Source organism: Pseudomonas sp. P5_152 (assembly GCF_033989915.1).
Lineage (GTDB): Bacteria > Pseudomonadota > Gammaproteobacteria > Pseudomonadales > Pseudomonadaceae > Aquipseudomonas.
In genome coordinates this window covers 2,941,943-2,967,852 of the sequence record NZ_JASFAH010000002.1, presented here as the reverse complement: position 1 = coordinate 2,967,852, position 25,910 = coordinate 2,941,943, and the positions used below count along the sequence as shown (strand labels likewise).

General features: G+C 60.0%; 19 protein-coding genes. 6 read left to right on the top strand and 13 right to left on the bottom strand.

Annotated features, from left to right (window positions below; genetic code table 11):
* Nucleotides 1–202 precede the first annotated feature (202 nt).
* Both QMK50_RS13645 and QMK50_RS13640 read left to right on the top strand, forming a co-directional pair.
* Nucleotides 203–1,528, top strand: a complete 1,326-nt coding sequence (locus tag QMK50_RS13645; RefSeq protein WP_320333296.1) for a type II toxin-antitoxin system HipA family toxin — start codon at nt 203–205, stop codon at nt 1,526–1,528.
* Nucleotides 1,525–1,803 carry a helix-turn-helix domain-containing protein gene (locus QMK50_RS13640; RefSeq protein WP_159998629.1) on the top strand — a complete coding sequence of 93 codons (279 nt, stop codon included), beginning with the start codon at nt 1,525–1,527 and terminating at the stop codon, nt 1,801–1,803. The genes QMK50_RS13645 and QMK50_RS13640 overlap by 4 nt, the downstream gene beginning before the upstream one ends.
* 69 nt (nt 1,804–1,872) lie before the next feature.
* On the opposite strand, the gene QMK50_RS13635 is transcribed toward QMK50_RS13640, so the two are convergent.
* A complete protein-coding gene (locus QMK50_RS13635) occupies nt 1,873–2,706 on the bottom strand; it encodes an amino acid ABC transporter permease (protein ID WP_159998627.1) in 834 nt (277 codons plus the stop codon).
* Nucleotides 2,703–3,524, bottom strand: a complete 822-nt coding sequence (locus tag QMK50_RS13630) for an ABC transporter substrate-binding protein (protein ID WP_095164976.1) — start codon at nt 3,522–3,524, stop codon at nt 2,703–2,705. Before QMK50_RS13630 ends, QMK50_RS13635 begins: the two co-directional genes overlap by 4 nt.
* A gap of 113 nt (nt 3,525–3,637) precedes the next feature.
* Between QMK50_RS13630 and QMK50_RS13625 the strand changes: the two genes are divergently transcribed.
* Nucleotides 3,638–4,537, top strand: coding sequence for a homocysteine S-methyltransferase family protein (locus tag QMK50_RS13625; protein WP_320333295.1), 900 nt, complete (start codon nt 3,638–3,640; stop codon nt 4,535–4,537).
* A 49-nt stretch (nt 4,538–4,586) separates the two neighbouring features.
* Here QMK50_RS13625 and QMK50_RS13620 read toward each other — a convergent pair whose 3' ends face one another.
* Genes QMK50_RS13620 through QMK50_RS13610 form a run of 3 tightly spaced genes read right to left on the bottom strand, consistent with a single transcriptional unit; the run spans nt 4,587 to nt 6,354 of the window.
* Complete coding sequence (locus QMK50_RS13620; RefSeq protein WP_320333294.1) at nt 4,587–5,258, bottom strand: GNAT family protein; 672 nt, start codon at nt 5,256–5,258, stop codon at nt 4,587–4,589.
* Between the two features lie 17 nt (nt 5,259–5,275).
* Nucleotides 5,276–5,722 (bottom strand): GNAT family N-acetyltransferase, encoded by a 447-nt coding sequence (locus QMK50_RS13615; protein ID WP_159998623.1) that lies wholly within the window; start codon nt 5,720–5,722, stop codon nt 5,276–5,278.
* Between the two features lie 2 nt (nt 5,723–5,724).
* Nucleotides 5,725–6,354 carry an FMN-binding negative transcriptional regulator gene (locus tag QMK50_RS13610; RefSeq protein WP_320333293.1) on the bottom strand — a complete coding sequence of 210 codons (630 nt, stop codon included), beginning with the start codon at nt 6,352–6,354 and terminating at the stop codon, nt 5,725–5,727.
* Nucleotides 6,355–6,445: 91 nt separating this feature from the next.
* On the opposite strand from QMK50_RS13610, the gene QMK50_RS13605 reads away from it, so the two are divergent.
* Complete coding sequence (locus QMK50_RS13605) at nt 6,446–7,999, top strand: PLP-dependent aminotransferase family protein (protein ID WP_320333292.1); 1,554 nt, start codon at nt 6,446–6,448, stop codon at nt 7,997–7,999.
* 31 nt (nt 8,000–8,030) lie between these two features.
* Here QMK50_RS13605 and QMK50_RS13600 read toward each other — a convergent pair whose 3' ends face one another.
* From QMK50_RS13600 to QMK50_RS13575, 6 genes are all read right to left on the bottom strand, one after another.
* The gene (locus QMK50_RS13600; RefSeq protein ID WP_320333291.1) at nt 8,031–12,581 is read right to left on the bottom strand and encodes a dermonecrotic toxin domain-containing protein; all 4,551 of its coding nucleotides are present in this window, start codon (nt 12,579–12,581) and stop codon (nt 8,031–8,033) included.
* A 25-nt stretch (nt 12,582–12,606) separates the two neighbouring features.
* Complete coding sequence (locus QMK50_RS13595) at nt 12,607–17,187, bottom strand: DUF6543 domain-containing protein (protein ID WP_320333290.1); 4,581 nt, start codon at nt 17,185–17,187, stop codon at nt 12,607–12,609.
* 175 nt (nt 17,188–17,362) lie between these two features.
* Nucleotides 17,363–18,391, bottom strand: a complete 1,029-nt coding sequence (locus QMK50_RS13590; RefSeq protein ID WP_320333289.1) for a histone deacetylase family protein — start codon at nt 18,389–18,391, stop codon at nt 17,363–17,365.
* A 132-nt stretch (nt 18,392–18,523) separates the two neighbouring features.
* Nucleotides 18,524–19,516 carry an AraC family transcriptional regulator gene (locus QMK50_RS13585; RefSeq protein WP_095164958.1) on the bottom strand — a complete coding sequence of 331 codons (993 nt, stop codon included), beginning with the start codon at nt 19,514–19,516 and terminating at the stop codon, nt 18,524–18,526.
* Between the two features lie 144 nt (nt 19,517–19,660).
* On the bottom strand, nt 19,661–20,665 hold the full coding sequence (locus tag QMK50_RS13580) for an asparaginase (RefSeq protein ID WP_320333288.1): 1,005 nt from the start codon (nt 20,663–20,665) through the stop codon (nt 19,661–19,663).
* Between the two features lie 99 nt (nt 20,666–20,764).
* Nucleotides 20,765–22,213 (bottom strand): alanine/glycine:cation symporter family protein, encoded by a 1,449-nt coding sequence (locus QMK50_RS13575; RefSeq protein ID WP_320333287.1) that lies wholly within the window; start codon nt 22,211–22,213, stop codon nt 20,765–20,767.
* On the opposite strand from QMK50_RS13575, the gene QMK50_RS13570 reads away from it, so the two are divergent.
* On the top strand, nt 22,212–22,532 hold the full coding sequence (locus QMK50_RS13570; protein WP_320333286.1) for a hypothetical protein: 321 nt from the start codon (nt 22,212–22,214) through the stop codon (nt 22,530–22,532). The genes QMK50_RS13575 and QMK50_RS13570 overlap by 2 nt on opposite strands.
* Before the next feature lie 41 nt (nt 22,533–22,573).
* Here QMK50_RS13570 and aspA read toward each other — a convergent pair whose 3' ends face one another.
* Nucleotides 22,574–23,998, bottom strand: a complete 1,425-nt coding sequence (gene aspA, locus QMK50_RS13565) for an aspartate ammonia-lyase (RefSeq protein WP_095164950.1) — start codon at nt 23,996–23,998, stop codon at nt 22,574–22,576.
* 180 nt (nt 23,999–24,178) lie between these two features.
* Between aspA and QMK50_RS13560 the strand changes: the two genes are divergently transcribed.
* A complete protein-coding gene (locus QMK50_RS13560; protein WP_320333285.1) occupies nt 24,179–25,090 on the top strand; it encodes a LysR substrate-binding domain-containing protein in 912 nt (303 codons plus the stop codon).
* A gap of 123 nt (nt 25,091–25,213) precedes the next feature.
* Here QMK50_RS13560 and QMK50_RS13555 read toward each other — a convergent pair whose 3' ends face one another.
* The gene (locus QMK50_RS13555) at nt 25,214–25,804 is read right to left on the bottom strand and encodes a reprolysin-like metallopeptidase (RefSeq protein ID WP_320333284.1); all 591 of its coding nucleotides are present in this window, start codon (nt 25,802–25,804) and stop codon (nt 25,214–25,216) included.
* Nucleotides 25,805–25,910: the final 106 nt, after the last annotated feature.

Genomic DNA, 25,910 nt, shown 5'->3' with positions numbered 1-25,910 from the left:
TAACGCCTTCATCTGCAACGTTTTACCTCGGGGGAGCACATGCTCCCCTTTTTTTTGCATTTAAATGCACTTGGATTTTGTAATCTATCGTTTGATCTGCACTTTAATGCGTTCTTTGATAGATGATCCGAGCATATCTGCACTATATTGCAATCAATGAGCGAATCTACGCTTTCTGTATGCATTAAATTGCAGGTCCATCATGTACAACCTGACCCTTCAGATCCACACAGCCGGACATTGGCGAGACGCCATGACCCTGGTTTTTGCGCAGCCGCAAAAAGGCTTCGAAGGCCCGTGCCGGTTCGCTTACAAGCGGGATTACATCGTCGATAATTTCGATTTCATGCAGTCACCTTTTGCGCAAGCCGTCAGCGCCAGGTTGCCGCTGGATTGGGACAGTGTGTCGTTGAACAAGGCACCGGCATTCTTGCATGACATTGCCCCGGCCGGTGCGGCCAAACGCTTCCTGATGGAGCGTTTGGGGCAGCAAAAGCCGGATGAGGTAAGTGCCGATTTGCTTTTATTGTGTCGCAGCACGCCAGCACCAATTGGCAATATGCGCATCAAGGAGTCGGCTGAAGTGCTGGATAACCGACCACCAATGGGGTTCCGTCGGGAGGAAGTGATTGCCCGTGATAACAGCTTCCTTGAATACGCATATGAGCAAGGCGCGGCGATAGGTGGGGCGACAGGGGCGGGTGGAGAAGCCCCCAAACTGCTGATGGCCGAAGACCATGAGGGTTTGTTGTACCCGGACGCTGTGCTGGATGACGAAAACACTGTGCGTCATTGGTTTGTGAAGTTTGCCCGGAACAAGGCACGCCAGACGGATCAGGATATTCTCAGGAGCGAATTTCACTACTACCAGGCCTTGCAGGCTCTGGGGATCGAGACCATTGCGGCAGAGGGCTTAGCCTTGGAGGAGGCGAGCAAGCCCAGTTTGTGGATGCAACGTTTTGACCGAGTCGTCACCAGGCAGGGCGTCGAACGTCTGGCGGTCGAATCAATCTATTCACTGGCTGGAGTAACCATCCCAGGCAGTTACATGAGCCATCTGGACGTGCTTCAGTTACTGGTAAATCTGTGGAAACAGGCTGGCCAGGCGGAGCAGATACCGGACCTGGTCGCGGACTATTTGCGGCGCGATCTGATCAATAAAATTCTCGGCAACTCGGATAACCACGGGCGCAACACGTCGATCATCCGTGAGGCGGCTTCCGTTCGTCTGGCGCCGATCTATGACTTGGCGCCCATGGTGATGGACGAAGAGGGTGTGACGCGCACCAGCAAATGGCCGAAAGCGTTGGAAGTGGCTGGAGAGATCGATTGGCGCGGGGTATGCCAAGCGTTGTCGGGTATCACCGACCCACAGCATGCATTTGAGCGCTTGCGCCAGGATGCAGACCATCTACTGGCGCTACCGGACATTCTGAGCGCCAGCGGCTTGCCTGACGTCACCATGAACCACCCAAGTATTGCGTTGAGAAACCTTGAGCAACGTTTGAAAAACTGGGGGCTCAAATGACGCTTTCCATTGATGTCAGGGCTCAATTGATCGAGAACATTCAAGCGGGGTTGGGCGACGGCTCTCTGGAGCTGGGCGAAGCTGTACGCCGTTTGCGGATTGAGGTCACCGGCCTGCACCAGAGTCAGTTCGCCAGGATGTGTAAAATTTCGGTGCGCACGCTGGTGCATATCGAACACGGAGAAGGCAATCAAACCCTCAAGTCGTTGAATGCGGTACTGAGGCCATTTGGATTGCAGATGGGCGTGGTCAAGGTTAAGCGCACAATCAGTTGAGCATGGCAGCATGTGATCGACGGTGGCGCGAGTGAGCAGATGTGCTATCTCGCGCCTGCTGCCTTGGGCTCAACCGCGCTTGGCGTAAGCCTTGCCGTAATGTTTTTCCATGCGCGCCTGAATCAGCTCCAGGCCGATCGACATCAGCCAGTAGATGATCGCCGCGGTGCTGAGCATTTCGATGTAACGGTAGCTGGAGCGGCCGTAGGACTGTGCCAGGAACATCACTTCCCAGACCCCCATCACCGAAATCAGCGACGAATCCTTGAGCATCGAGATGAACTGGTTGGTGGTGGGCGGGATGATGGTGCGCATGGCTTGTGGCAGGGTCACGCGCCAGAAGATCACGCTCTCGCGCATGCCCAGGGCGAGCGAGGCTTCACGTTGGCCGTAGGGGACACCCAGGATGCCGGCGCGGAAGATCTCGCTCAGGTACGCGCCGTAGTTCAGCGACAGGGCAATGATGCCGGCGGCGATGGCGCCCGGGACGATGCCCAGTTGTGGCAGGCCGAGGTAGATCAGCAGGATCTGGATCAGTAGCGGTGTGCCGCGAAAGAATGACGCGTAAAAGCTGGCGATGCCGAAGGCCACGGCGCTGTTCGACAGGCGCCCGAGCGCGGTGACGAAGCCCAGCAACGATGAAGCAACAATCGAGCACAGGCACAGGAACAGGGTCAGCGCGGCCCCTTGCAGGAAACCATTGGGGGCCAGGTGCAGGCCCACCAGGTTCGGAAGCTTGTCGAGGATGATCGAGAACTTCAGGTCGAAGCTCAGGAAGAAGCTGGCGAACAACCCGAACATCGCCGCCCAGGTCAGGTACAGGCGAGTGCGAAAACCGCAGAGGCGCTTGAGCAACGACTCAGCCACCGGTTGCGGTGGCTGGGGAGGAGGGAAGGAAGTCATTGGCTGATGTCGGCGCCGATCCATTTCTGCGACAGCTGGCTCAAGGTGCCGTCCTGTTTCAGTTGGGCGAACACCTCACGCACCTTGGCGTCCCACTGGGCATCGCCTTTCTCGATGGCCACCGAGTTGGGCTCCGAATACAGCGGCTCGCCGGCGAGCTTGAAGCGTTGGTCCTGGGTCAGGCGCGGCTGGGCGGTGACCAGGTTGGTGAGGATTGCATCCAGGCGCACACCGGCCCCCAGGCCGAGGTCCTGGAAGGCCACGTTGTCGGTGTCGTAGGGGGCGATCTGCACGTTCTCGAACGGGTACTGCAACTGGGTGTCTTCGGCGCCTTCGATCACCAGGTTCTTGTTCAGGTAGCTTTCGTAGCTGGAGGCGCTGGTGAGGCCGACCTTCTTGTCGCTCAGATCCTTGGCCCCGTGAATGCGCTCATCCTTGGCGTTGACCACGATCACCGCTGGCGAGGCGTAGTACTGCACCGGGAAGTCGAACACTTCGGCGCGGGCCTTGCTCGGGGTCATGGAGCAGATGCAGATGTCGTATCGACCGCTCCAGCGCCCGGCGGCGATCACGTCCCAGGACGGAGTTTCCAGGCGTAGCTTGACCCCAAGCTTGTCGGCAACGGCCTTGGCCACGTCCACGTCGAAACCATCGAGCTGGTTCTGTTCGTTGAGGAACGAGAAGGGCGGGTAGCTCTCCATCAGCACCCCTACCAACTCCTTTTTCTGCTCGACCCGGTCCAGGGTTGCGCCGCCAAACGCTTGGGTGGAGGCAGCCAGAATCGTTAGGCCCAGGGCCAGCAGTGGTTGAAATTTCACGGTCGATCCCTGAACAAAAAAGAGGTTGTGATTAACTGAATGGTGCGTATTAAATAGTTATAAGTCTGACTCTGATAGTGAGTTATTTTCATAAGCATATGAGTGAAAAGCATATGGGCGTAGCAAGGACAGTGATTCTGGATGGCGGCATGGGCCGTGAGCTGCAACGCCGAGGAGCGCCATTCAGGCAGCCCGAGTGGTCGGCGCTGGCGCTGAGCGAAGCGCCGCAGGCGGTCGAGGCGGTGCATGCGGCTTATATCGAAAGCGGTGCCAATGTGATCACCAGCAACAGTTACGCAGTGGTGCCGTTTCATATCGGCGAAGCGCGTTTTGCGGCTGAAGGTGAGGCGCTTGCCGCCTTGGCCGGTGAGTTGGCGCGCCGGGCAGTGGACGCTTCGGGTAAACCAGTGCGTGTCGCGGGCTCCTTGCCGCCGCTGTTCGGTTCCTATCGTCCGGACCTGTTCGACGCTGCGCGAGCCAGCGAATTGCTCACGCCTTTGGTCAAGGGCCTGGCGCCCCATGTCGACCTGTGGCTGGCTGAAACCCAGAGTTCGATCGCCGAAGCGCGGGCGATTCACGCCGGGTTGCCCAAGGATGGCAAACCGTTCTGGCTGTCCTTTACCCTCAAGGACGAAGACACCGATGACGTGCCGCGCCTGCGTTCCGGCGAGCCCGTCGCCGAGGCTGCTGCGGTGGCGGCCGAGTTGGGGGTCCAGACCCTGCTGTTCAACTGCAGCCAACCGGAAGTGATCGGGGCGGCAATCGACGCTGCACGGCAAACCTTCGCCCGGTTGGCTGTGGACATTGATATCGGGGCATATGCCAACGCTTTTCCGCCGCAACCCAAAGAGGCCACGGCCAACGATGGCCTGGACCCGCTGCGCGATGACCTGGATCCGCCGGGCTATCTGCACTGGGCGGCCGACTGGCAGCAGCGTGGCGCCAGTCACCTGGGCGGCTGCTGCGGCATCGGCCCGGAGCACATCGCGGTGCTGGCGCAGAAACTGGTTTAAGCAGTTAGGGCAAAAGATCGCAGCCTGCGATCTTTTGCCCTCAAAGCACTTAGGCGCGGCACTCCACCAGGGTCTTCACCTGCCCCGAGTCCGTCTGGTTGTCATCTGCCAACCACTTCTGGAACCCCGCGCCAATCGTCGGCCATTCCGAGTCCAGGATCGAATACCACGCGGTGTCGCGGTTCTGGCCCTTGACCACCATGTGCTGGCGAAACACCCCTTCAAAGCTGAAGCCCAGGCGCTCGGCGGCGTACTTGGAGCGGGCGTTGGCGTTGTTGCACTTCCACTCCAGGCGGCGGTAGCCCAGGGCAAATGCCTCCTTGGCCAGCAGGTACACGGCCTCGGTGCTTTTCGGTGAGCGCTGCATCGGTGCGCCAAAAGTAACGTGGCCGATTTCGACGCGGCCCTGGGCCGGGACGATCGACATCAGGCTGAGCATTCCCTGTACGTCGCCGCTGGCGCGATCGATGACGGTGAAAAAATACGGGTCGCTGTGGGCGGCGTGGTTGTTCAGCCAGGCATCGAAGACGCTGCGCTCCGGGAACGGGCCGTAAGGCAGGTAGTCCCAGAGTTTCGGGTCGGCGCCGGGGCCTTGCAGGGCCTTGAACAGACCCTCGCCATGGCGCGCCGGGTCAAGTTTCTCCAGGCAGATGAAGCGCCCTTCGAGCCGTTGCGCAGAGGGCGGCGGGGCGCCTTGCCAGTCTGCAAGTGAAGTCGACATGTTGTTCTCCTTGAACCTTAAAGGGCTTTACGAAACTGGATGAAGCCAGGGCGTTCGGCGATGCGCTCGTAGAGTTGGATCGCGGTGGCATTGGTTTCGTGGGTCAGCCAGTGCACCTTGCAGCAGCCCTCGGCCTTGGCGGTACTGTAGACGAATTCGATCAGTTGACGGCCGACTCCAGTGCCGCGGGTTTGCGCTGCCACAAACAGGTCTTGCAGGTAGCAGGAGCTTTCGATGCTCCAGTTCGAGCGGTGGTAGATGAAGTTCACCATGCCTATCGCCTTGCCGTCAGCCCAGGCCAGCGCTGCATGGGTCGGCTCGCTCGGGTCGAGCATGCGCTGCCAGGTGCTGTGGCTGACGGTGTCCGGCAGCTCGGTGTTGTAGAAGCCCAGGTAGGCCTGCCACAACGGCAGCCAGGCGGCGTGGTCGTCGGCGCTGACGCGGCGAATCTCGATCTGACTCATGTTCATTCCTTTGGCATCAAGTGGGCGAGTGCCTGGTCATGCGGGTCGGGGCTGGCAGCCAGCCCTTCACGTACGCCGGCGATATCAGTGGTGCTGCGGTTCTGGCTGAGCTTGCGCTTGCCTTCCAGGCGCTGGATGGGCAGGGCGAAGCCGACGATGGCCTTGAGCATGCCGTCGATGTAATCGGTGGGCGCGTCGGCGAGTTTCCACGGCTGGGCGCGGGCGCTTTCATGGCGCTCGGTCAGGGCGCCCACCAGGTGGCGCAGGCGCTCGGTATCGGTGAACACCTCGGCCGTGCCGTAGGCGTGCACGGCGATGTAGTTCCAGGTCGGCACGACCTTGCCGTGCTCGGCTTTGCTGGGATAAAACCCGGGGCTCACGTAAGCGTCGGCGCCAGCAAAGATCACCAACGCTTCGGCGCCGCCCTGGAGCTCCTGCCACTGCCGATTGGCCCGGGCAAAGTGACCATAAAGGGTGCCATGGGGACCTTCGTCGACTTGTAACAGCAACGGTAAATGGCTGGCTTGCAGGCCCTGTTCGCCATGGGTTACCAGCAGTGCGAGGCGGCTGCCGAGCATTTGTTGCTGCAGTTCGGGCAAATCTTCGAGGGCAAAGGCACTGGGCGTGTACATGGAAAAATTCCTTGGCGAATGCCAGCATCCTAGGCAGGCTATTGGTCTGTTGTAAGAGCCATTAACGGCTAATTTCATAGGTCCATTACCCATGACGAACGTGCCGCCTTCCTTGTCGTTCAACCCCGCAGGCATCGAGTTGGATCGACGCCAGGGCTTGAGCCGCCAGCTCTACCAGGCCTTGCGCATGCGCGTACTCGACGGTCGCCTGGTCAGCGGGACACGTTTGCCGGCGAGTCGCGACCTGGCGGCAGCGTTGGCGATTTCGCGCAACAGCGTGGTGCGCGCCTACGACCAGTTGTACGCCGAAGGTTTCATCGAGGGTCGGGTCGGCGATGGCACTTACGTCGCACAATTGCCGCAAAACGGGTTGCCGGCAAAAAAACTATCCACAAATCCATCCACAGGGTTATCAACAGGCTTACCCACAGGTTTATCCACAAAACAGGCAGAAACACCTGGAGTTTTATCCAGTAAAGTTATCCACAATGCTGCCTTGGAACGGATGCAAAAGCATCATTTGCCCTCGCCACCGAGTGGCCCGCCGAGGGCTTTTCGGGTCGGCGTGCCAGCGTTCGACCTGTTCCCGTTCGAGGTATGGGCCAAGCTGAATGCGGCTTTCTGGCGCAAGCCGGACTTGCAGCAACTGTGTTACGGCGCCCCTGAGGGTGACGCGCGCTTGCGCGGATTGATCGCCGCCTATCTGCGCAGTTCGCGAGGTATGCAGTGCAGCGCTGAGCAAATTGTGATCACCAGTGGCGCGCAACAGGGGATTAGCCTTTGTGCACAGTTGCTGGTGGAGCCGGGCGATGGGGTCGCGGTCGAGAATCCGGGTTACCGCGCCGCGGGTCATGCGTTCGCGGTGGCAGGTGCGCGTTTGCATGGGGTGGCGGTAGATAGCGAGGGCATCGACTGCGCCGAGCTGGCCAGGGTTACCGATTGCCGTCTGGCCTACGTCACCCCATCACACCAGTACCCCACCGGTGTGGTGATGAGTCTCGCGCGGCGCCTGGAACTACTGGCCTGGGCTGAGCGTACGCAAGGCTGGATTGTCGAGGATGATTACGATGGCGAGTACCGGTATAGCGGAGCACCGCTGGCGCCATTGGCAGCACTCGATCGCGGTGGCCGGGTGTTGTACGTCGGGACTTTCGGCAAAGTGGCATTCCCGGCACTGCGCCTGGGATACCTGGTATTGCCATTGGGGCTGGTTGAAGCCTTTTCCCGGCGGCGTGCCGTGGACGTTCGCCATTCTGAGGTCAGTACCCAGGCAGTGATGGCCGAGTTCATGGCGGCCGGGCATTTCCAGCGGCATATCCGGCGCATGCGCCGTGCGGCGCTGAGCCGGCGCAATACTCTGCTTAGCGGTTGGCCGGCGGATATCCCGGGTGTTGGCGAGTTGCCTGCGATTGCCGCCGGACTGCACATGACCGTGCCTGTCGAGAGTGTGGCGCGTGAGCGTGAACTGATCGAGTTGGCGAGCAGTGTCGACGTCGAGATCAACGGCTTGAGCAGTTATTGGCTACCGACCTGCGCCACCCCGATAGATCAACGTGCGGGGTTGGTGCTGGGGTTTGCGGCAGTACCGGAGACCTCGATCAAGGCGGCGCTGGAACGATTGCGGCCGGTTTGGCGGGTTCGCTGAAGCGGGCGGATTACCCGCCCGCGATCGTGTATCAGGGTTGAGCTTCAAGACTGAAGAACAGCGACGGGTCACTGATGCGCCGCAGCACGTAGTCGATCGGCGCCAGGGTCGTCAGTGCTTTGCGACGTTCGGCAGTGAACTGCTTCAACTTCTCGTCGGAGATCTTCAGGTGCGCCGCGGTGTACTGCTCCAAAGGAGCGTCAGGCGAGTTGTAGTGAAAATGCACAAGCCATAACGGCTGGTCGTTGTCAGTCATGTCGAGCACCTGGTACTCCTGAAAGTAGTCCTGGCGTTTTTTGGTCCTGATTCGGCCTTGTTGGTTACGCACGACCCTTACCTGGTTGTTGTCCAGCAGCCACTGCAAATAGGCCTGCCGGGGCGGGCGCTCCTTGAGCAGGCTGGCGCGGATACTGATGCCTTGTGTGCGTAAACGAGCGGCGGACTCATTGAGCTCTGAGCTCAGGTTAGCCACAGGGAGTCGGGTTCCTCCTGCCTTGTTGATGCGTGCCAGGGCAAGGTCGACATTGATCGCGGCTTGTTCCAGGCGCCGGGCCTGGTGATCGAACAGATCCTCCATGTCTGCGGGAATACGGTTAGGTCTGAAGGCATCCTTGCGGGTTCGATCAATAAAACCCTGCACTTCTTCACTCAAGGTCAGGGCATTGGCAATGATGTCGATATCGTCCAGTTCCGACATCGGTGCAGGACTTTTGCTGGTGGGAACCATTTCCTCGAGCAGTGGCTCGCCGGATGGCGAGGGTCTGGCGGGCACGGGATCCCGTGGTCGGCTCTTGGTGACTTTGCCAGCAGGCCGGGACGGGCCTGCAACTGCGGGTGCCGGTGCGACCGGTACGACGCTCGTCCCGCTCTCGGGCAATAGCGCATTGAGTTGTTCCTGCGCCAGTTGCCTGAACTCGCCGATCAATGTGCTGACCCGTTCAAGCCCAGTCGGCTCGACTTTGTCAGGGTATTCTTCGGGGAAGTCTTTAAGACGCTGATCGGCATCGACGTAAATATCGATCAGCCTGCTCAGGGTGTCGATGCGCTGCGCGCTGGTCGCACCGCTATCCGGCGTTCTGATCAGAGCCGTATGCCGGTGGGTGGCGGTTGCGGCCTCGATAATCACCAGGCCCACCGCTTCACGAGCCGGTTCAGCGTTCTGGGTGGCAGTGTTGCGCATGCACAACTCATGCGACATGCCGACTTCGTTGGACTTCAAATCCCACGCGGTGAACACCGGCAGCAGTTTTCGCAGGCTTTGAGAGGCGATCATGCCGGCGCTACCAACCGCTGCGATTTTTTCCAGCGCCGTTTGGGCAGTTTGCAGACGGGCGATCATTTCCTGACTCAATGCCAACGCTTGTCTGACACTCTCAACGTGTAGCTGCAATGAGGCGTCTGAGTCGATGGCAGTGTCCTGGGCCAGCATGTGGGTGAGTGTTGCATAGTCGTTGCGCTTGATTACGAGCCAAAGGGAGAGGTTCTTTTGCAGCTCGACTGTCATGCGCTGTAAATCTTGGAAATAGCCTTCACTTCCGCCGTTGATGCGCCATTGCTCCAGGTTTTTCAAGGCCTGTTCGTAGTCACCAATCAGTTTTTCCAGGTGAGTGAGGTAGCGCGCTGTCGCCTGTTCGTACGCTTGCCCGGTGGCGCCGATCATCTCTGCCTGGGCCTTTTTTAAAGCGGCATTGTTGGACGCTTCCAGGCGTTTGAAATTCTCCAGCTCGACACCCAGTTGTTTTTTCTGTTGTTCCTTGGCCTTGCGTTGTGCCTTGAGCTGGCTGCGCAGGCTGGTACCACCAGCACCTGCGCGCAACCGCAAACGTGTGTCGACGAACCACTGGCCTTGTTGGGTATGGCTCAACAGAGGTCCGGTTTTCGAGGGTGTTTGTGGATCAACGATCTGGATCTGCTCGTCGTCATTTTCGATAACGCGGTACCAGCGCTCGCCGACCTTTGCATAGGTCTTTGCATCCAGGCGATACAGGCGCGCGGTATCGCGCAGAAGGGTTTCCACGGTTGGGGCGGTGAGATCGGGGGGCGGTACGCTCAAGGCGCTCAGAAAAACCGCCAGAGCCGAGGGCGACCGGTGGGGCACTGAGCCGCTGGCTTCAAGTGAGGAGTAATGGCTGGACGCAAGTTCACCGGTCATGGGAGTGGGAACCAAGGTCACAGTGGGGGCCGCCGGTTTGACCGTCGGCGTGACGCTGGTCTCGGGTAACCTGTCGTGGTCAACCTGCGGTGCCGATGCCGTTCGGGGGTTGGTCTTGCGACGTGTGGCGGCGTGATGTGCCAGGATCATGCCCAGGTTCAGCAGCATATCGGCAACCGCGCTCCATTGCGCATAGGCATCACCACGCTGATGGGCGTCCAGCACCTGTTCGATTTCACTGATGCTTTGCCAGACCCAGACCGCAGCCCCCGCCGGACCGCTGAGAAAATTCGCGGCAACATTGAACACCGCCCAGCCGCTGTCACGCAGCAAGGCCCAACGTCGTTGTGCATTGGATAACGACTGGCGGTCGGAGAGTTCGGCCATGGCCAGGGCATGGGTCTTGAACAGGACCTTGAAGATGTCGCCGCTCAATTGCACTGACCCGAGTTCGACCGGCCCGGTCCAGTCCACGGTTGTCCAGGGCTCGGAGAGCAACTGCGCCGCCAGCCATGGACTGGGCAAGCCGACGGGGAATGTGTACTGGGCGTATTTGAACGCGATATCCGAGTCGGGCAGCCACGCCAGCACCGAATCCCTCAACTCTCCCGGTTGATGCAGGGCATACAGCAGGTTTTGCGCTGAAGGGAACTGCAGCAACGGCTGTTCGAACAATGGGCGGTAGAGCAGGCAAGGCCCGGCTGCCGGCTCGCGCGGGGCGATGATGAACATGTTGGCAACGGTGTCGCCTGTGGTTTGCCCGGACTGGATGAACGTCAGTGGGCGAGTGACCACCGGTTGCGGGCGACCGGGGGTTGGCTTGAGCCATTCGCGCACGTAAAGGCAACCCAATTCATCGATACCACCGATGCGACGGATCTTGCACTCCAGCGCTATCAGCGGCAGCAGGGCACGCATCTGGTCGATGTAAAAATGCTGCTGCAAGGGCGCCTGCAGCGGATCGTCGATCAGCTTGTCCTTGATCAGTTTGGGGTATGCCCCACCGACGTCGACCTTGCTCGCCATTTTCGTCAGGTACGCAACGTTCAGCCAGTCAGGGAGCGGCTGTGTCGGTTTGAATCGCAGGGTGGCCTGATACGGTGCGCTGTTTTGCAAGGCGTACTCGCCGAGTGTTTCGGTGTGCACGTCGAGCGGATTGGGCAGTGTCAGTCCGCCGGATTCGAAACTGTTGGTGACGGTGATCTCGAGGCTGTCCAGCGGCAACCCGGCGGTGGGTTTCTTATCGGCAATGATTGCGTCGCGCAGGCGGTTCTGGGCGTAGGTCGTGAGGGGCAGAATCCGCACCAGTTTTTTGTCAGTCTGTTTGTACAATTTTCCCAGCGCATTGACGGATTGGCTGTACTGATCCAGATCGGCAGCCGAAGCACCAAACAGCCAATCGGGTATTGAGTTATCGAGGCCAATGAGTGCCGTTTTTTCCTGGGCGCTGGCGTGTTCCGCCAGAGCGTTTGAATCGAATTTCTGCTGCGTTTCGGCCGTGAGGCTTTCGTGGCTGATTGCGGCAATGGCATCGAGCTGGGTGGTGATCAGCGCCCAGGCCATATGATCGAAAAAATTACCCTCGGGCTCGAACAGCTGCCACTTCAGGTTGCGCCCGGTCGGTTGCGTCTCCACGCGTTCCGGTAACGAAGCTCCCAACTGTTCCAGGGAGTCGAACGTTTCATAACCATTTTCAACGGTGTACATCATCAGCAGGTCACGCTGTTTATAACGCCCAGTGATCACGCACGCACCGGCCAGTATCAAATGTCGGATATTGCCTTGGGCGTCGACCGAGTCAATGTCGATCAGGCATACCCGGATAGTCGAAAGCGCGGAGTCGTGGGCTTGACGCTGCTTTTTGTCTGGATGGAGCGAGATGGCCCGGGCCACCAGGCACTGCTCGTCATCCCAATCTTTGAGGTGTTGCACCTCGAGGGTCTTGCGCAAGGCATCGGACAGTTGCAGCCAGTGCGGCGCCCGTTGCCCGGCTTCGTTCCAATACGCCAGCTGGTGTTCGCCGAAGGCCACGAAGAGCAAGGGGGCGTAGTCGTTGAGCAACCTGGCAATGGCCTCGATGCCGAGGTCCAGATGCACCACGGGCGAGATTGGCGGGTTCAATGTCAGGAAGTGCTCGCCTTCGAGATAGTTGGCAGTGGCCGAGCTGAAAAATTGCCGGACCAGGGCCTGGGTCAGTGATTCGAACCGGGTAGGCATGGCCACGAGCGTACCGTCGACGGACTGCCATTGAGGCGTGCCGATCAGCGTTTGGTCGGGGTCGATATTGCGTTCCGGATACAGCTCTTCCAGCGCCCGGCGCAGCAGTCGGGCGGCAACCTCATCGACAGTGGGGCCCCGGCTGGTCTGATGAACGACCTGGCTTTTTTCCAGCAGGGCGTGGGTATCGGTGTTCTCAGTATGTTCAGTCATCGTCATTTTCCTTTTTGACGTGGGCTTACGAAAAGAACAGCGAGTGCGCCAGTTGCGGGCTGATTTCGCTGCGATAGATGGCGATCATCTGGGCGCTGGTGGCCGCGTGCGCGTCCAATGCACCGGTCAGGAATCGCTGATCGCGCAATTTCAGGTGGGCGGCGGTAAACGCATTGAGCGGCGCGTCCTGGCTGGGGTAGTGGAAGTGCGCGTACCACAGCGTTTGCCCGCTGTGGCGTTGGCGAATTTCATACTCCTGCAAGTAATCCCGGCGCGGGCCTTTGAGCCGGCGTCGATCACCACCCGAAACTATGTCGATTTCATTCTTGGCGAGTAGCCATTCGACACGGGCGGCTGTGGGCGGTTGTTGTTTGATCATCTCGACCCGTATCCGGTAGCCCTCGGCGTTCAGTCGATCGCGTGCCTGGTTGAGTTCGGCGATTTCGCGAGCAGGCTCGCCGGTGCTGTTGGCACTGACCCAGGCCTGCTCCAGGTTCCTCGCAGCTTCGTCGAGCAGGTCGGCTTTGTGCTGGAACAGTTCTTCGATTTCCACCGGGATACGTCCTGGTTTTTTCGCGCTCGCTTCGGTTTGTCGAATGAAGCTTTCCACGCCATCAAGCAGCGTCCGGCCTTGAGTGATCTGCGCCTGGAGATCGGCTAGTGGTACGGCCGGGCGAGGCCGCCTGGGTTGTAACCGCTCAACCCAGACCCCGGGGGCTTTTTCGTGGAAGGTGGCAATCACGTCGCCGGTCATGGGCGCCTTTACGTCCAGCAATATCGGTTGTCCCGGTGCCGAGGGGCGGACCTCGCCAACGACCGTGCCCCGAAAGCGGGTCTTGATTACCCGTTTGCGCGACACTGGCGCCGGTCTTGAAGGGCCGGGCTGGGGCTCCAGCGGGAGTTGCTCGCGCAGCAACTGCGCCAGGTGAGCCTCGGTGGTCTGCTGGAATTCGCTGATGCGCATCCGTAGATGTTTGAACGGTTGCTCCAGCACCGCGTCCTTGTGGTTGAGGGCGAAGTCTTCGAACCCCTGGTCGACGGCGGCAAACTGCTCCAGCGTCCCGTTGAGGCCCTCGATACGGTCGCCTGCAACCCAGGCAGTTCCTTCCCGCATCAATTCCTGCGAGGTCTGGATCACCAGGTTGGTGGTGTCGAGCAGGCGTTCGAATGAGTGTTGAACTTCGATCAACGCAGCGCTGGTTGCCTCTTTCAGGCAGACCTCGCGGGCCAGCGAGACCTGCAGCGCCTTGAGCTCGTTAAGGCTGAACCTGGGCAATTTTGTCTGATAGGTGCTGGTGACCTCGGCAGCGCTTCGACCCAGTCGACTCAACTCCTGGAAACGCGATTGAGCGAACTCGATTTTTCCGATCATCTCCTCGGTCAGGTCAATCATTTTCCGGTAGGTTGCGCGCTCGGCAGCACTGCCTGTGGTTTCTTCAGCCTCAAGCAACACCAGGGTTTCCCTCAAAGTCTGAGAGAAGGTGGGATTACGCTGATCAAGCCATGTCTGGTTAAAAAACAGCTGGGTGCCGAGCATCTCGACCATGGCAGTTCGGTAGTTGGGCACCGCGTCGAGCAGGTTCAGCGATTTCAGCTGTTCGATAGGGGGGGTGTACTCCTGGGTGCGACGCTCGAGCTTCTCGAGAAACTGCGTTTTCGCCGCTAGCAGGGCGTCACCGCTGAGCGATGTCATCGCTTTGTGCGCATCCGTCAGCTCGACACGTGCCAGTTCGCGTTCGTTATCAAATTCGCCGAGTTGTTTTTTGAGCTCGGTGACGCGCGCTCGGTTTTGCTGTTTCAGTGCCTTGCGCCGACTCGACAAACCGCCGCCACGCAGGCGCAAGCGGATGTCGATGAACCACTCGCCACGCGCATTGTGGATCAACGCAGGACCGCTGCGCACCGGGTTCTGTCGAGAGTCGATTATCGATACCTCACCCTGGCCCTCGATGGCCACTTCGAACCAGCGTTCACTCACAAGTGCGTAGTACGTGTTCTCGTGATGGTAGAGGCCGCGAAGCGCAGCGTTGTCACCGCTGGACAGGGTGAGTTGCGCGGGGCGGGTGATTGCGAAGCGATCCAGGGTACTGGCCAGATTCAGGACGGTGTCGGTCGTAACCGATGTGCGGTGTTGTGCAGGATGTTCGCCGATCACATCAGGCTGTTGAACAATGGCCTTAGGGGTGACTGCGGGTTTTTCCGGGCTCTCGGTTACTTCGGTTATCGGCACCTTTTCCTCGACTCTGCGGGCCGTCGGTTTGCGTGTGCTGGCGTGGTGGGCAAGGACCATGGCCAGGGTCAGCAACAGGTCGGTCATGGCGGTTTTTTGTTGTGCGCGGTCGCCTGTATCAGCGGCGTCCAGGGTTTGTTCGACGTCATCCAGCACCTGCCAGATCCAGGCGGCCGTCCCGACAGTGCGGCCAAGAAAGGGCAGTGCCGCGTTAAGGATCAACCAGGCTGCATGTTTGAAGGTGCCCCAGCGATTTTGCGCATTGGATACCGATTGTCGCTGCGCCAGCTCGACCAGCGCGTTGACGTTGGCCTTGTACAGTGTGGCCAGGGAATCGCTGGCGAGGACCTCAGAACCCAGGGTAAGCGTACCGCCCATCTGCAAGGGGGTCAGAGGATCGGCCAGGAGTTGTGAAAGGGTCCAGACCGAAGGCCGGTCACCGGTGAATACGTAGTTGCGGTAATCGGCGCGCGCCCCGTCCGGCAGCCAGGCGAGCACCGATTGGCGCAATGTCGGGGAATGCTTGATGGCATAAATCAGGTTGGCTGGCGTCGGGTGTTGGCTCAGGGGCCGATCGAGCATGGGGCGGTAAAGCAGGCATGGGCCCTTATCCATCTGCCGAGGACCGATCACGAACATGTTGGCCACTTTGTCGGTCGAGTTGCCAATGCGCCAACCGGGTTTGAAAGCCAGTGGGCGAATGACGATCTCCTGGCCATCGACCCAGCGATTGGCGTCTAGTACCTGGACCACGGCGGCGACGTAGCGGTAACCCAACTCGTCGATACCAGCCTGCGCGCGAATTTTTTGCTGCAAGGCCAGCAGTGGCAGTTCGACGCGAAGGTGACTGGTGAACAGGTTCTGTCGCCGCAAGCTGTCCAGCGGATCGTCAAGCAACTTGCTTTTGATCAGTGCCGGGTAGGTCTTGCCGATGTCGACGCTGACGATCAGTGCCTCCAGGTAACTCACCGTCATCCAGGTGGGTAGTGCTGTGGCGCTGGTGCTACGCACGGATTTGTTGCCCAGCGGCAGGGCAATCAGGTTTTGCAGCGCCAGGTCGACCAGGCTCAGGGTGGTGCGCTCAGGCTCTACCAGCGGGATAAAGCTGCCCCAGACCACCACGCTGTCGACCACGATTTCGATATCAGCCAGGTTCAGTCGCGCGGCATCGGCATGCTCTTTGATCATGGCCTCGCGCAACTGATCCAGGGCGTACTGACGAATCGGCTTGATCCCATCCTGAAATGACTGCCCGAGGTCTTGTTCCTGAATGGTTGCCAGGTCCATCAGGTGACGGCTGTAAGCGGTGAGATCGCTGGAAGAAGCGTTGGCCATCCAGTCCGGCAGCGCTTGCTCGACTCGGTTGAATCGCGAAGGTGCCTGTTTGTCCGTCGGGTCGAGTTCGTTTTGCGTACGGCTGATGTGGGGCGCCAGGTCAGGGTTGTGGGTTGCGGTATCGTTCGCCAACTCGCCAATCGAGTCGGCTTGCAGGGCAATCAGGTTGCACGCCAGATGGTCGAAGTAATTGCCCTCGGGCTCAATCAGTCGCCACTGCAAGGTATTGTCCGCTGTCGACTCATCGGCGTATGCCTGCAAGGACTCGCCTAGCGCCTGCAAGGATTCGTATGTCTTGAAGCCACTGGTGATGGAGTGACTGAGGATTAACGTGCGCGTGCCCACCGTCCCAATGAGTACAGCCATGTCGAGGATGTTGAGGTGGTTCGAGAGACCCTTGTCCAGGTAATCCAGGTCGACCAGACATGCACGCGACCGATAGCGGTCGTGAAGCGTGCGAGCGCTTTTTTGCGGGTAGGTGAACAGGTTGCGGGCCATCGCACAGAGGTCATTGCTCCAGTTCGGGTTGGTATCGATGTTCCAGAGCTCGTGCAGGGATTTGGATAATTCTTGCCAACGCGGGGCCGAGGCGCGGGTGAACTGGTTCCAGTAATCGACCTGCTGTTCCTGAAACGCGACAAACAGCAACGGCACCAGCTCGTTCAGCAACTGCCCGATGGCGTCAATACTGACGGGCAACTGAGCCGGCGTCCGCTCCTGGGGTTGCAAGGTGAGGTAATGCTCGCCATCGAGGTAGACCACCGGCGAACCGGCGACGCCATGGCGTACCAGGGCATCGGTCAGCGATTCGACATGTCGCGGCCCAGGAACGACGGCTTGGTTGTGCAAGGTCCAGGTCGGCGTTACCACCATCGCCAGCCGTGGGTCGATAGACAGTTGCGGGTACAGGGTTTTCAAGGCGGGTTGCAGGGCATGGGTGGCGACTTCCCTGATCGAGGGGCCGGCCACCAATTGGGTGAGCAGGGCATCTTGATCGGGTGGTAGGCCTGGTACAGCAGAGGGGCTGGAAGACTCAGTCATGGTCACGTCCTTGCGGGGGGCAGAAGGCACCGTGGGATGTTGGGTGCGCAATCCGTTGCAAAGTAGTGATGGGCAGGGAGGCATTGGCGGTAAAAAAATATTGTGGGCAAAAAAAACCTGCGCTAGCGCAGGTCTGGTAACGGTGGAGCAAGGCGGCTATCAGATGCCCGACTCTTCAAGCGCTTTCAAAACCTTCTAGAACGTTTACGGCGTTGATGCCGATTTCTTCGACCGCATAACCGCCCTCCATGACGAACAGGGTCGGTACGCCGAGCCTGGCGATGCGTTTGCCCATGGCCAGGTAGTCCGGGCTGTCGAGCTTGAATTGCGAGATCGGGTCGTCCTTGAAGGTGTCGACACCCAGGGATACGACGACGATGTCGGCGCCGTAGCTTTGGATCTCTTTGCACGCCTGTTCCAGCGCTGCGCTCCAGGTGTCCCAGCCGCTGCCGGCCGCTAATGGATAGTTGAAGTTGAAACCTTCGCCCGCACCTTCACCCAGTTCATCTTCGTAGCCAAGAAAGAATGGAAACTCGGCTTCTGGATGGCCGTGGATCGAGGTGAACAGCACGTCGCTGCGTTGGTAGAAAATCGCTTGGGTGCCATTGCCGTGGTGGTAGTCGACGTCGAGGATCGCGACCTTTTGGTGGCCCTGGTCGAGGAACGCCTGGGCGGCGATGGCGGCGTTGTTGAGGTAGCAGTAACCGCCCATCAAGTCGCCAGCGGCGTGGTGTCCCGGTGGCCGGCACAGGGCGAAGGCACTATGAGCGCCGGCCTGGATCGCTGCCTGCGCGGTCAGGGCAACCTGTGCAGCGCTGTAGGCCGCTTGCCAGGTGCCGGCGGTGATCGGTGCGCCGCCGTCGAAGCTGTAGTAGCCGAGTTGGCCGTGCAGGCTGGTGGGCCTGATCGCGCGCAGGGTGCGGGCGGGCCAGGTGTAGGGCAGCAGATCGCCGTCGGTGTTGAACTCGGTCCAGCGCGCCCAGGCGCCTTTGAAGAAGTCCAGGTAGTCGCGGCTGTGGATGCGCGCGATCGGCTCAAGACCGAAGTCCTTGGGCGTCTCGACCGGCCCCAGGTTCTGCTGTTGCACCCGTGCCAGCACATGGTCGGCGCGTGACGGCATCTCAAAGCATGGCTTGAGTTGCCCGTCGATCAGTTCGCAACGGCCGTGGTGCAGGTGGTGATCGTCCGAGTAGATGGTCAGCATGTTGTTGTTCTCCGCAGGGCTGATTCGGTTGAACACAGTCTTGCGGCACGCAGGGTTTCAGAGAACGGCAGGAAAGGCCAAAAGGGGATCGATACGGCCAAAAAAGATGACCGAAATTCGCCCCTTGATCCCTCAGGGCCTGAACTGGCTCGGCGCGACACCGCTCCAGCGCACGAACGCATGGCGAAAGCTGGCGGTTTCGCTGAAGCCCAATGCCTCGGCGATCCGGTAGATCGGTAGCTGGTCTTCGCAGAGCATTTGCTTGGCCTGCTCGAAGCGCAATTCGTCGAGCAATTCCTGATAGCTGCAGCCCAGGTCCTTGAGGTGGCGGCGCAGGGTGCGCGCCGAGCAATTCATCTGCCCAGCCAGGCCTTCGAGCCCTGGCGCGGCGTTCAATTGCGAGCTGAGCAATTGCCGGATACGCCCCAGCCATGCCTGGCGCCCCGTGAATTCCAGGTTCTGCTTGCGGCAGCGTTCGGCCATGGCCTGGTGGGTGATGACATCGGCCAGCGGCAGCACTTGCTGCAACCAGTGCCTGTCGAAGGCAAACGCAGTGTCGCGTGCGCCAAAATGCAGAGGGCAGTTGAAGTGTTCGGCATAGCTCGCCTCATAGTCCGGTGCTGCATGCTCGAAGCGGACCCCGCGCAACGGCAGCGAATGGCCCAGCAGATCATCACAGATGACTTTCAGCGAGACCAGGCAGAACTCGGCATTGAACACCGCCATCGTCGGGCTTTCGCGGTAATCGGCCGCGACGAACCAGACGCGCTCGCCATCGTCCTCCAGGCTCAGCTCGAAGAGTGTTCCCAGAAGCGCCGGGTAGCGTATCGCCAGGCGCAATGCGTCACCTAAGGTGGCACTGGTGAGCAGGGCGTAACCGAGGATGCCGTAGCAGGAAACGTGCATTCGCCGGCCCAGTTCCAGGCCGATGTCACGCTTGAGCGCGACGGCATTGGCGCAGACCTGCATCTCCTGGTTGGTGGTGATGCGCGTGTCGGCCCGGTTCAGGTCCGCGGCACTGATACCGCTGCCGGCCAACAAGGCATCGCTGGAAAGTCCCTCGGCCTTGAAGGTGTTGAGCACCAGCGAGACGGCGTTGAGCGTGGTGAGGTGGGAGTGCAGCATGGGCAATTCCAGCGATGGGGTACTGGAATAGGCAGCAAGTTATGTGCCTGGCGATGAACGTAGTAGACGCTGTCTTGCCAGTGAAAGCGCGGTGTCAGGCAACAACGCTATCGCTGGCAGGACAGTTCTGGGGTGGGCGGTGTGTCAGCTGAGTTCGCCACACAGGTCGAATTCGACCAGCCGCCGGACTTCAGCGGTTTGTAGCCCGGCTCCCAGCAGCGCATGCAACTTGCCGAATGCGGCCTCGCGGGTCATGCCACCACCCGAGAGTACGCCGGCGTCGCGCAAGCGGCTGCCGGCTTCGTACACATCCAGCTCGACACCCCCTTCATGGCACTGCGTGACCGCAACGACCACTACGCCTTTATCGCGCGCCCGTTCCAGGCTGGCAAGAAACCCTGGGTTATCGCTGGGCCCCGTGCCGCTGCCATAGCATTCGAGCACCAGACCCTGGATACCGCTGGCGAGCAGGCCATCGAGGATCTCGGCGCCGATGCCGGGAAACAGTGGCAACACCGCGACGTTAGCCAATTGTCTGGGCTGTTTATAGCCAAGCGCCGTCGGTATGCCAGCAGCCTTTTCGGCGCCACCCTGGCGCTCCAGGCGCTTGAACGGGTGCCGGCCGAAGCTGCGCACTTTCGCGCAGCGGGTCGGGTCCAGTAGTTCGCCGTGGAAGTACAGGTGCACGCCCGGTGCCAGCCCCTGGCCGAGGGCGACCAGGGCACCGCTGAGGTTTTCCCAGGCATCGCTGTCGGTCACGCCGGCCGGCAGCATGGAGCCGGTGAACACCACGCGGGCGTGCAGGCCCAGCAGCTGGAAACTCATGGCCGCTGCGCTGTAGGCCAGGGTGTCGGTACCGTGCAGGATCAGCACGCTGTCACAGCCGTCGATCTCGACCGCCTCGACTACGGCCTCGCGCAGGCGCTGCCAGTAGGCCGGGGTCATGTTGGCGCTGTCGATCAGCGGCGCCATTTCGCGAAACCGCCACTGCGCCAGCACCAGCTCGGGCTGGCTGTGCAGGTAGTCGCGCATCCGTGTTTCAAAGCCGGACGCCGGCGCCAGGCCGTGGGCACTGGCTTGCATGCCAATGGTGCCACCGGTGTAGAGCACCATGACGTGTTGGGCGGCGGGATAGGTAGACGAGTTCATGGTCATTCTCCGAGAACGATGACGGCGTACGACCGAGCATGACCCCGGTCGTACCTTGTGTCACGTCGGGCGCAGGGGATGCGCCCGGTTTTTTACCGATCAGCGTTGCGCTGCGGTCACGCCTTGCAGTTGAGCCTGGGCCTGGGGCGCTGCGGGCGGGTTGGCTGGCCAGGCCTTGAGGTCCAGGTCCAGGTCGGGGAACTTGCTGGAGTCGAACACCGGGGTCTTGATGCCGGCGGCACGCTGGTCATCGTAGTCGCGCAGGATGCGCATACCGACCTTGAACAGCAGGAACAGCGCGATCAGGTTGACGAACGCGAGCATGGTCATGGTGATGTCGGCGAACGCGAACACCGTGCTGAGGTTCTCGATGGCACCCCAGAAGATCAGCACCAGCACCAGGGCGCGATAGCCGATCAGCGCCTTGCGGTTCTCGCCGATCAAGTAGCGCAGGTTGCTCTCGCCCAGGTAGTAGTTGTAGAGGATCGAGGTGAACACGAACAACGCCAGTGCCACGGAGATGAACATCCGACCCCACTCGCCGACGACGGCGGCCAGGGAGTTCTGGGTCAGGGCGATGCCGTCACCTTCGAAGCCCGGGGTGTAGAAGCCCGACAGCAGGATCAGCAACGCGGTGCAGGTGCAGATGATGAAGGTGTCGAGAAATACGCTGAACGCCTGGACCACGCCTTGCGCGACCGGGTGCTCGACCGATGCCACGGCAGCGACGTTGGGCGCACTGCCCAGGCCGGCTTCGTTGGCAAACACTCCGCGTTTCACCCCCATGATGATGGCGCTGCCCACCAGGCCACCGAAGGCCTGGTCCAGGCCGAAGGCGCTCTTGACGATGGTCATCAGCATGCCCGGCACCTGGTCGAACTGCAGCACGATCACGTAGATGGTCACCGCGATGTAGACCAGGGTCTTGACCGGCACCAGCAGGTCGGCGATGGCCGCGATGCGCTTGATCCCGCCGACGAACACCAGGCCCAGCAGTACCGCCAGGCCGAGGCCGGTGTAGGTGGTGTCGAGGCCGAAGGCGTTGTTCAGCGAGTGGGTCACGGCGTGGGCTTGCAGGCCGTTGAAGGCGAAGCCGAAGGTGATCAGCAGCAGGAACGCCATGATCATCCCCAGCCAGCGTTTCTGCAGGCCGTGCTGGATGTAATAGGACGGACCGCCACGGTACTGCCCTTCAGAGTCGCAGCGCTTGTAGAGTTGGCCCAGGGAACATTCGAAGAAGCTGCTGGACATGCCGACCAGCGCGGTCACCCACATCCAGAACACTGCGCCTGGGCCGCCGAGGGTCACGGCAATGCCGACGCCAGCAATGTTGCCCGCACCGACACGGCCGGCGAGGCTGAGCATCAGGGCCTGGAACGAGCTGAGTTGGCCAGCGCTGCTTTTGAGGCTGTCGCGGAACACCGCGAACATGTGGAAGAAGTGCCGCAATTGAACGAAACGCGAGCGGATCGTGAAGTAACCACCGAGCCCGACAATGAGCACGATCAGTACTTTCCCTGAGAGGAAGTCGTTAATGACTTCGAGCATGGAGTATTCCTCGCTGTTTTTTGTGTTGGCAAATGCTGACCAGGCAGACACATTCCGTTACACCCGTTTGTGCACAACACTACAGGCCAAGCGGTATTTGTCCCGGCTTCATATCGCGGGTTTGTTATTAGTTCGGGTTTCGCACGGGTTGGATCTCGCTACCGACGACCGCTCCTGCGAAGAGGGGCGGCACTATACCTATCCATGGAGCACACGTCTGCAACAGCTGATTAAAGGATTCAGCTATAGCCCCCGTACCGAGGGTTTTGCAGGTAAAAAAAAGGGCTTGGAGAATGATCTCCAAGCCCTCAAAAGGTGAGAGGTGTCTAGTCCCTCGACCTGGTGAGCGGTGCTACAGCATCAGGCCTTCAGAGGCACCAGACGCGGGGCAATCATGTTTTCCGGGCGCAGGATGTCGGCGAGCATTTCTTCGTCGAGCAAGCCTTCTTCGCGCACCAGTTCCAGTACGCCGCGGCCGCTTTCCAGAGCGATGCGGGCGATACGGGTGGCGTTTTCATAGCCGATGTACGGGTTCAGCGCGGTGACCAGGCCGATCGAGTGCTCGACCAGTTCGCGGCAGCGGGCTTCGTTGGCGGTGATGCCGACGATGCAGTGCTCGCGCAGCATGTCCATGGCGCGTTGCAGCAGGCGGATCGAGTCGAAGATCTTGAAGGCGATCAGCGGCTCCATCACGTTCAGTTGCAGCTGGCCGCCTTCGGCCGCGATGGTCAGGGCCAGGTCGTTGCCGATGATCTGGAACGCTACCTGGTTGACGGCTTCCGGAATAACCGGGTTGACCTTGCCTGGCATGATCGAGCTGCCTGGCTGACGCGCTGGCAGGTTGATTTCGTTGATGCCGGTGCGTGGGCCGCTGGACAGCAGGCGCAGGTCGTTGCAGATCTTCGACAGCTTGACCGCGGTGCGCTTGAGCATGCCGGAGAACAGCACGAAGGCACCCATGTCGGAGGTCGCTTCGATCAGGTCGGCAGCCGGGACCAGCGGTTGACCGCTGATCAAGGCCAGGCGTTCAACGGCCAGGTGCTGGTAACGCGGGTCGGCGTTGATGCCGGTACCGATCGCGGTGCCGCCCAGGTTGACTTCGGTCAGCAGCTCCGGAGCCAGAGTCTTCAGGCGTGCCAGGTCTTCACCCAGGGTGGTGGCGAAGGCACGGAATTCCTGGCCAAGGGTCATCGGCACGGCGTCTTGCAGTTGGGTACGACCCATCTTCAGGACGTGGCCGAATTCTTCACCTTTGGCGGCGAACGACTGGATCAGGCTGTCGAGGCTGGCGAGCAGGGCGTCGTGACCCAACAGCAGACCCAGGCGGATGGCCGTTGGGTAAGCGTCGTTGGTCGACTGCGCCATGTTCACGTCGTTGTTAGGGTGCAGGTACTGGTATTCGCCTTTCTGGTGGCCCATGGCCTCCAGCGCGATGTTGGCGATCACTTCGTTGGCATTCATGTTGGTCGAAGTGCCAGCGCCGCCTTGAATCATGTCCACCACGAACTCTTCGTGGAAGTCGCCGCGGATCAGGCGAGCACAGGCTTCGCTGATGGCAGCGTGCTTGGCTTCGCTGAGGTGACCCAGCTCGCGGTTGGCGTCAGCAGCGGCCTGCTTGACCATTGCCAGACCCACGACCAGCTTCGGGTAATGCGAAATCGGAACGCCGGAGAGACGGAAGTTGTTCACCGCTCGCAGGGTCTGGATGCCGTAATACGCTTGAGCCGGTACTTCGAGTACGCCAAGCAGGTCTTTTTCGGTGCGGAAAGATGCAGCGGAGGACATGATAGAAATCATCTCGATATGGACCCGGTCTGTGCCGGAACGCTGTGAATGCTAGGCTTGTGGAGAATTTTGGGCCAATGCTGTTAAACACTGGCCTATGCGTATTCGGCATAATGCCGATGTGACGCCGCCCGAGCGGCGAGCGTGTGACCTAAAATGGTGCGTGTCCGGGAGGACCTGATGAATCTGGAAAGCAAATGGCTGGAGGACTTTAGTGCCCTGGCTGCCACCCGCAGCTTCTCCCAGGCGGCTGAGCGACGTTTCGTCACCCAGCCGGCGTTCAGCCGGCGAATCCGCAGCCTGGAGGCCGCACTGGGCCTGCAACTGGTCAATCGCTCGCGCACGCCGATCGAGCTGACGGCGGCCGGCCAGTTGTTCCTGGTAACCGCACGCACCGTGGTCGAACAACTGGGCGAAGTGCTGCGGCATTTGCACCACCTTGAAGGCGGCCAGGGCGAGGTCATGCAGGTGGCGGCCGCGCACTCCCTGGCCCTGGGGTTCTTCCCGCGCTGGATCGCACAATTGCGCAACGAAGGCCTGAACATCGCCACGCGCCTGGTGGCGACCAACGTCGGCGATGCGGTGCATGCGCTGCGCGAGGGCGGTTGTGACCTGATGCTGGCGTTCTACGACCCGGATGCCGCCATGCAAATGGACCCGGAGATCTTTCCTTCGCTGCACTTGGGCCACACCGAAATGCTGCCGGTGTGCGCGGCCGATGCCGATGAAAAACCGCTGTTCGATCTGGAAGGCGAGGGCAGTGTGCCGTTGCTGGCCTACAGCGCCGGTGCGTTTCTCGGCCGTTCGGTGAATATGCTGCTGCGCCAAAGGGCACTGCGTTTCACCACGATCTACGAAACCGCCATGGCTGACAGCCTGAAAAGCATGGCCCTGGAGGGGCTGGGCATCGCCTGGGTGCCGCAGTTGAGCGTGCGTGCCGAGCTGACGCGTGGCGAATTGGTAGTGTGTGGTGGACCGCAATGGCATGTGCCGCTGGAGATCCGTTTGTATCGCTGTGCGCTGGTGCGCAAAGCGAATGTCCGTTTGTTGTGGCGCAAGCTCGAGAGCGGCGTAGCGGGTGCTACTGTTTGAGCGCCAAGAACTCATGGCCACCTCTGTGGCCATGAGTTGCAGCAGCTGTTAATTCAGCGAATGCGTGTTAATAGCGCAAACACGCCATGTGCGGATATCAGGTCGCACGATAGCGAATCGAACTTACGCAAAAGTACTAAGGTATTGGCGAATGTTTTCCCTGTTCTTATCACTGTATCGATAAGCGTTTCCACGTGCGTTGGAGAAGTCGTCCGAGAGCATGATCGTGTCGTGCCACCAGCCGTTATAGATGACTTCGCTGTCTTCATGTGTCGCGCCCAACATGTGGCCTATTTCATGTGCTGGAATTTGTTTGGAGGTGATCGCCGCAATTGCGCAATGACCTTTGATAAGGCCGTATCCGCCTATCCCTCCCAGGAGCCCCCCTGCCTTTGTGTAGATATTGTTTCGGGTCAACAAGAGGACTTTCGTCAGGCCCGGCTCATGTTCTTCGTATTTTAATATCTTTGTATACCAGTCCTGTATCAGGTTTATCCACCCTTGCAGCGCAGCTGAACCATCTTCGTTTCTGTAGTTGTATCCTGACAACTGCGGAACTTCATGATGAGCGTGCATTACAATTCTGACGTCCCGTTCCGAGATTGATTCAAGTTCTGTTTTCAGCCAGGAAAAGTAATCGGTATATAAATCGTTTTTTGAATATTCCTGAAGATCATTGTGAAGAACAACTATTATGGTAATTGATTTTTTCATATTTGTACTCCCTGTTCAATTATGATTTTTTGCCGTTTTATATTTACTTTGTCTGGCCACGTGCGCAATTTTTTAGTGGGTTTAATTGTTTCGAGTAAGCGTTTTA

What these genes read in the sequence shown, in the direction of transcription:
- QMK50_RS13645 (WP_320333296.1), top strand. Translation starts at nt 203, where the DNA reads ATGTACAACCTGACCCTTCAGATCCACACAGCCGGACATTGGCGAGAC.
- QMK50_RS13640 (WP_159998629.1), top strand. Translation starts at nt 1,525, where the DNA reads ATGACGCTTTCCATTGATGTCAGGGCTCAATTGATCGAGAACATTCAA.
- QMK50_RS13635 (WP_159998627.1), bottom strand. Translation starts at nt 2,706, where the DNA reads ATGACTTCCTTCCCTCCTCCCCAGCCACCGCAACCGGTGGCTGAGTCG.
- QMK50_RS13625 (WP_320333295.1), top strand. Translation starts at nt 3,638, where the DNA reads ATGGGCGTAGCAAGGACAGTGATTCTGGATGGCGGCATGGGCCGTGAG.
- QMK50_RS13620 (WP_320333294.1), bottom strand. Translation starts at nt 5,258, where the DNA reads ATGTCGACTTCACTTGCAGACTGGCAAGGCGCCCCGCCGCCCTCTGCG.
- QMK50_RS13615 (WP_159998623.1), bottom strand. Translation starts at nt 5,722, where the DNA reads ATGAGTCAGATCGAGATTCGCCGCGTCAGCGCCGACGACCACGCCGCC.
- QMK50_RS13610 (WP_320333293.1), bottom strand. Translation starts at nt 6,354, where the DNA reads ATGTACACGCCCAGTGCCTTTGCCCTCGAAGATTTGCCCGAACTGCAG.
- QMK50_RS13605 (WP_320333292.1), top strand. Translation starts at nt 6,446, where the DNA reads ATGACGAACGTGCCGCCTTCCTTGTCGTTCAACCCCGCAGGCATCGAG.
- QMK50_RS13600 (WP_320333291.1), bottom strand. Translation starts at nt 12,581, where the DNA reads ATGACTGAACATACTGAGAACACCGATACCCACGCCCTGCTGGAAAAA.
- QMK50_RS13595 (WP_320333290.1), bottom strand. Translation starts at nt 17,187, where the DNA reads ATGACTGAGTCTTCCAGCCCCTCTGCTGTACCAGGCCTACCACCCGAT.
- QMK50_RS13590 (WP_320333289.1), bottom strand. Translation starts at nt 18,391, where the DNA reads ATGCTGACCATCTACTCGGACGATCACCACCTGCACCACGGCCGTTGC.
- QMK50_RS13585 (WP_095164958.1), bottom strand. Translation starts at nt 19,516, where the DNA reads ATGCTGCACTCCCACCTCACCACGCTCAACGCCGTCTCGCTGGTGCTC.
- QMK50_RS13580 (WP_320333288.1), bottom strand. Translation starts at nt 20,665, where the DNA reads ATGAACTCGTCTACCTATCCCGCCGCCCAACACGTCATGGTGCTCTAC.
- QMK50_RS13570 (WP_320333286.1), top strand. Translation starts at nt 22,212, where the DNA reads ATGGAGTATTCCTCGCTGTTTTTTGTGTTGGCAAATGCTGACCAGGCA.
- QMK50_RS13575 (WP_320333287.1), bottom strand. Translation starts at nt 22,213, where the DNA reads ATGCTCGAAGTCATTAACGACTTCCTCTCAGGGAAAGTACTGATCGTG.
- aspA (WP_095164950.1), bottom strand. Translation starts at nt 23,998, where the DNA reads ATGTCCTCCGCTGCATCTTTCCGCACCGAAAAAGACCTGCTTGGCGTA.
- QMK50_RS13560 (WP_320333285.1), top strand. Translation starts at nt 24,179, where the DNA reads ATGAATCTGGAAAGCAAATGGCTGGAGGACTTTAGTGCCCTGGCTGCC.
- QMK50_RS13555 (WP_320333284.1), bottom strand. Translation starts at nt 25,804, where the DNA reads ATGAAAAAATCAATTACCATAATAGTTGTTCTTCACAATGATCTTCAG.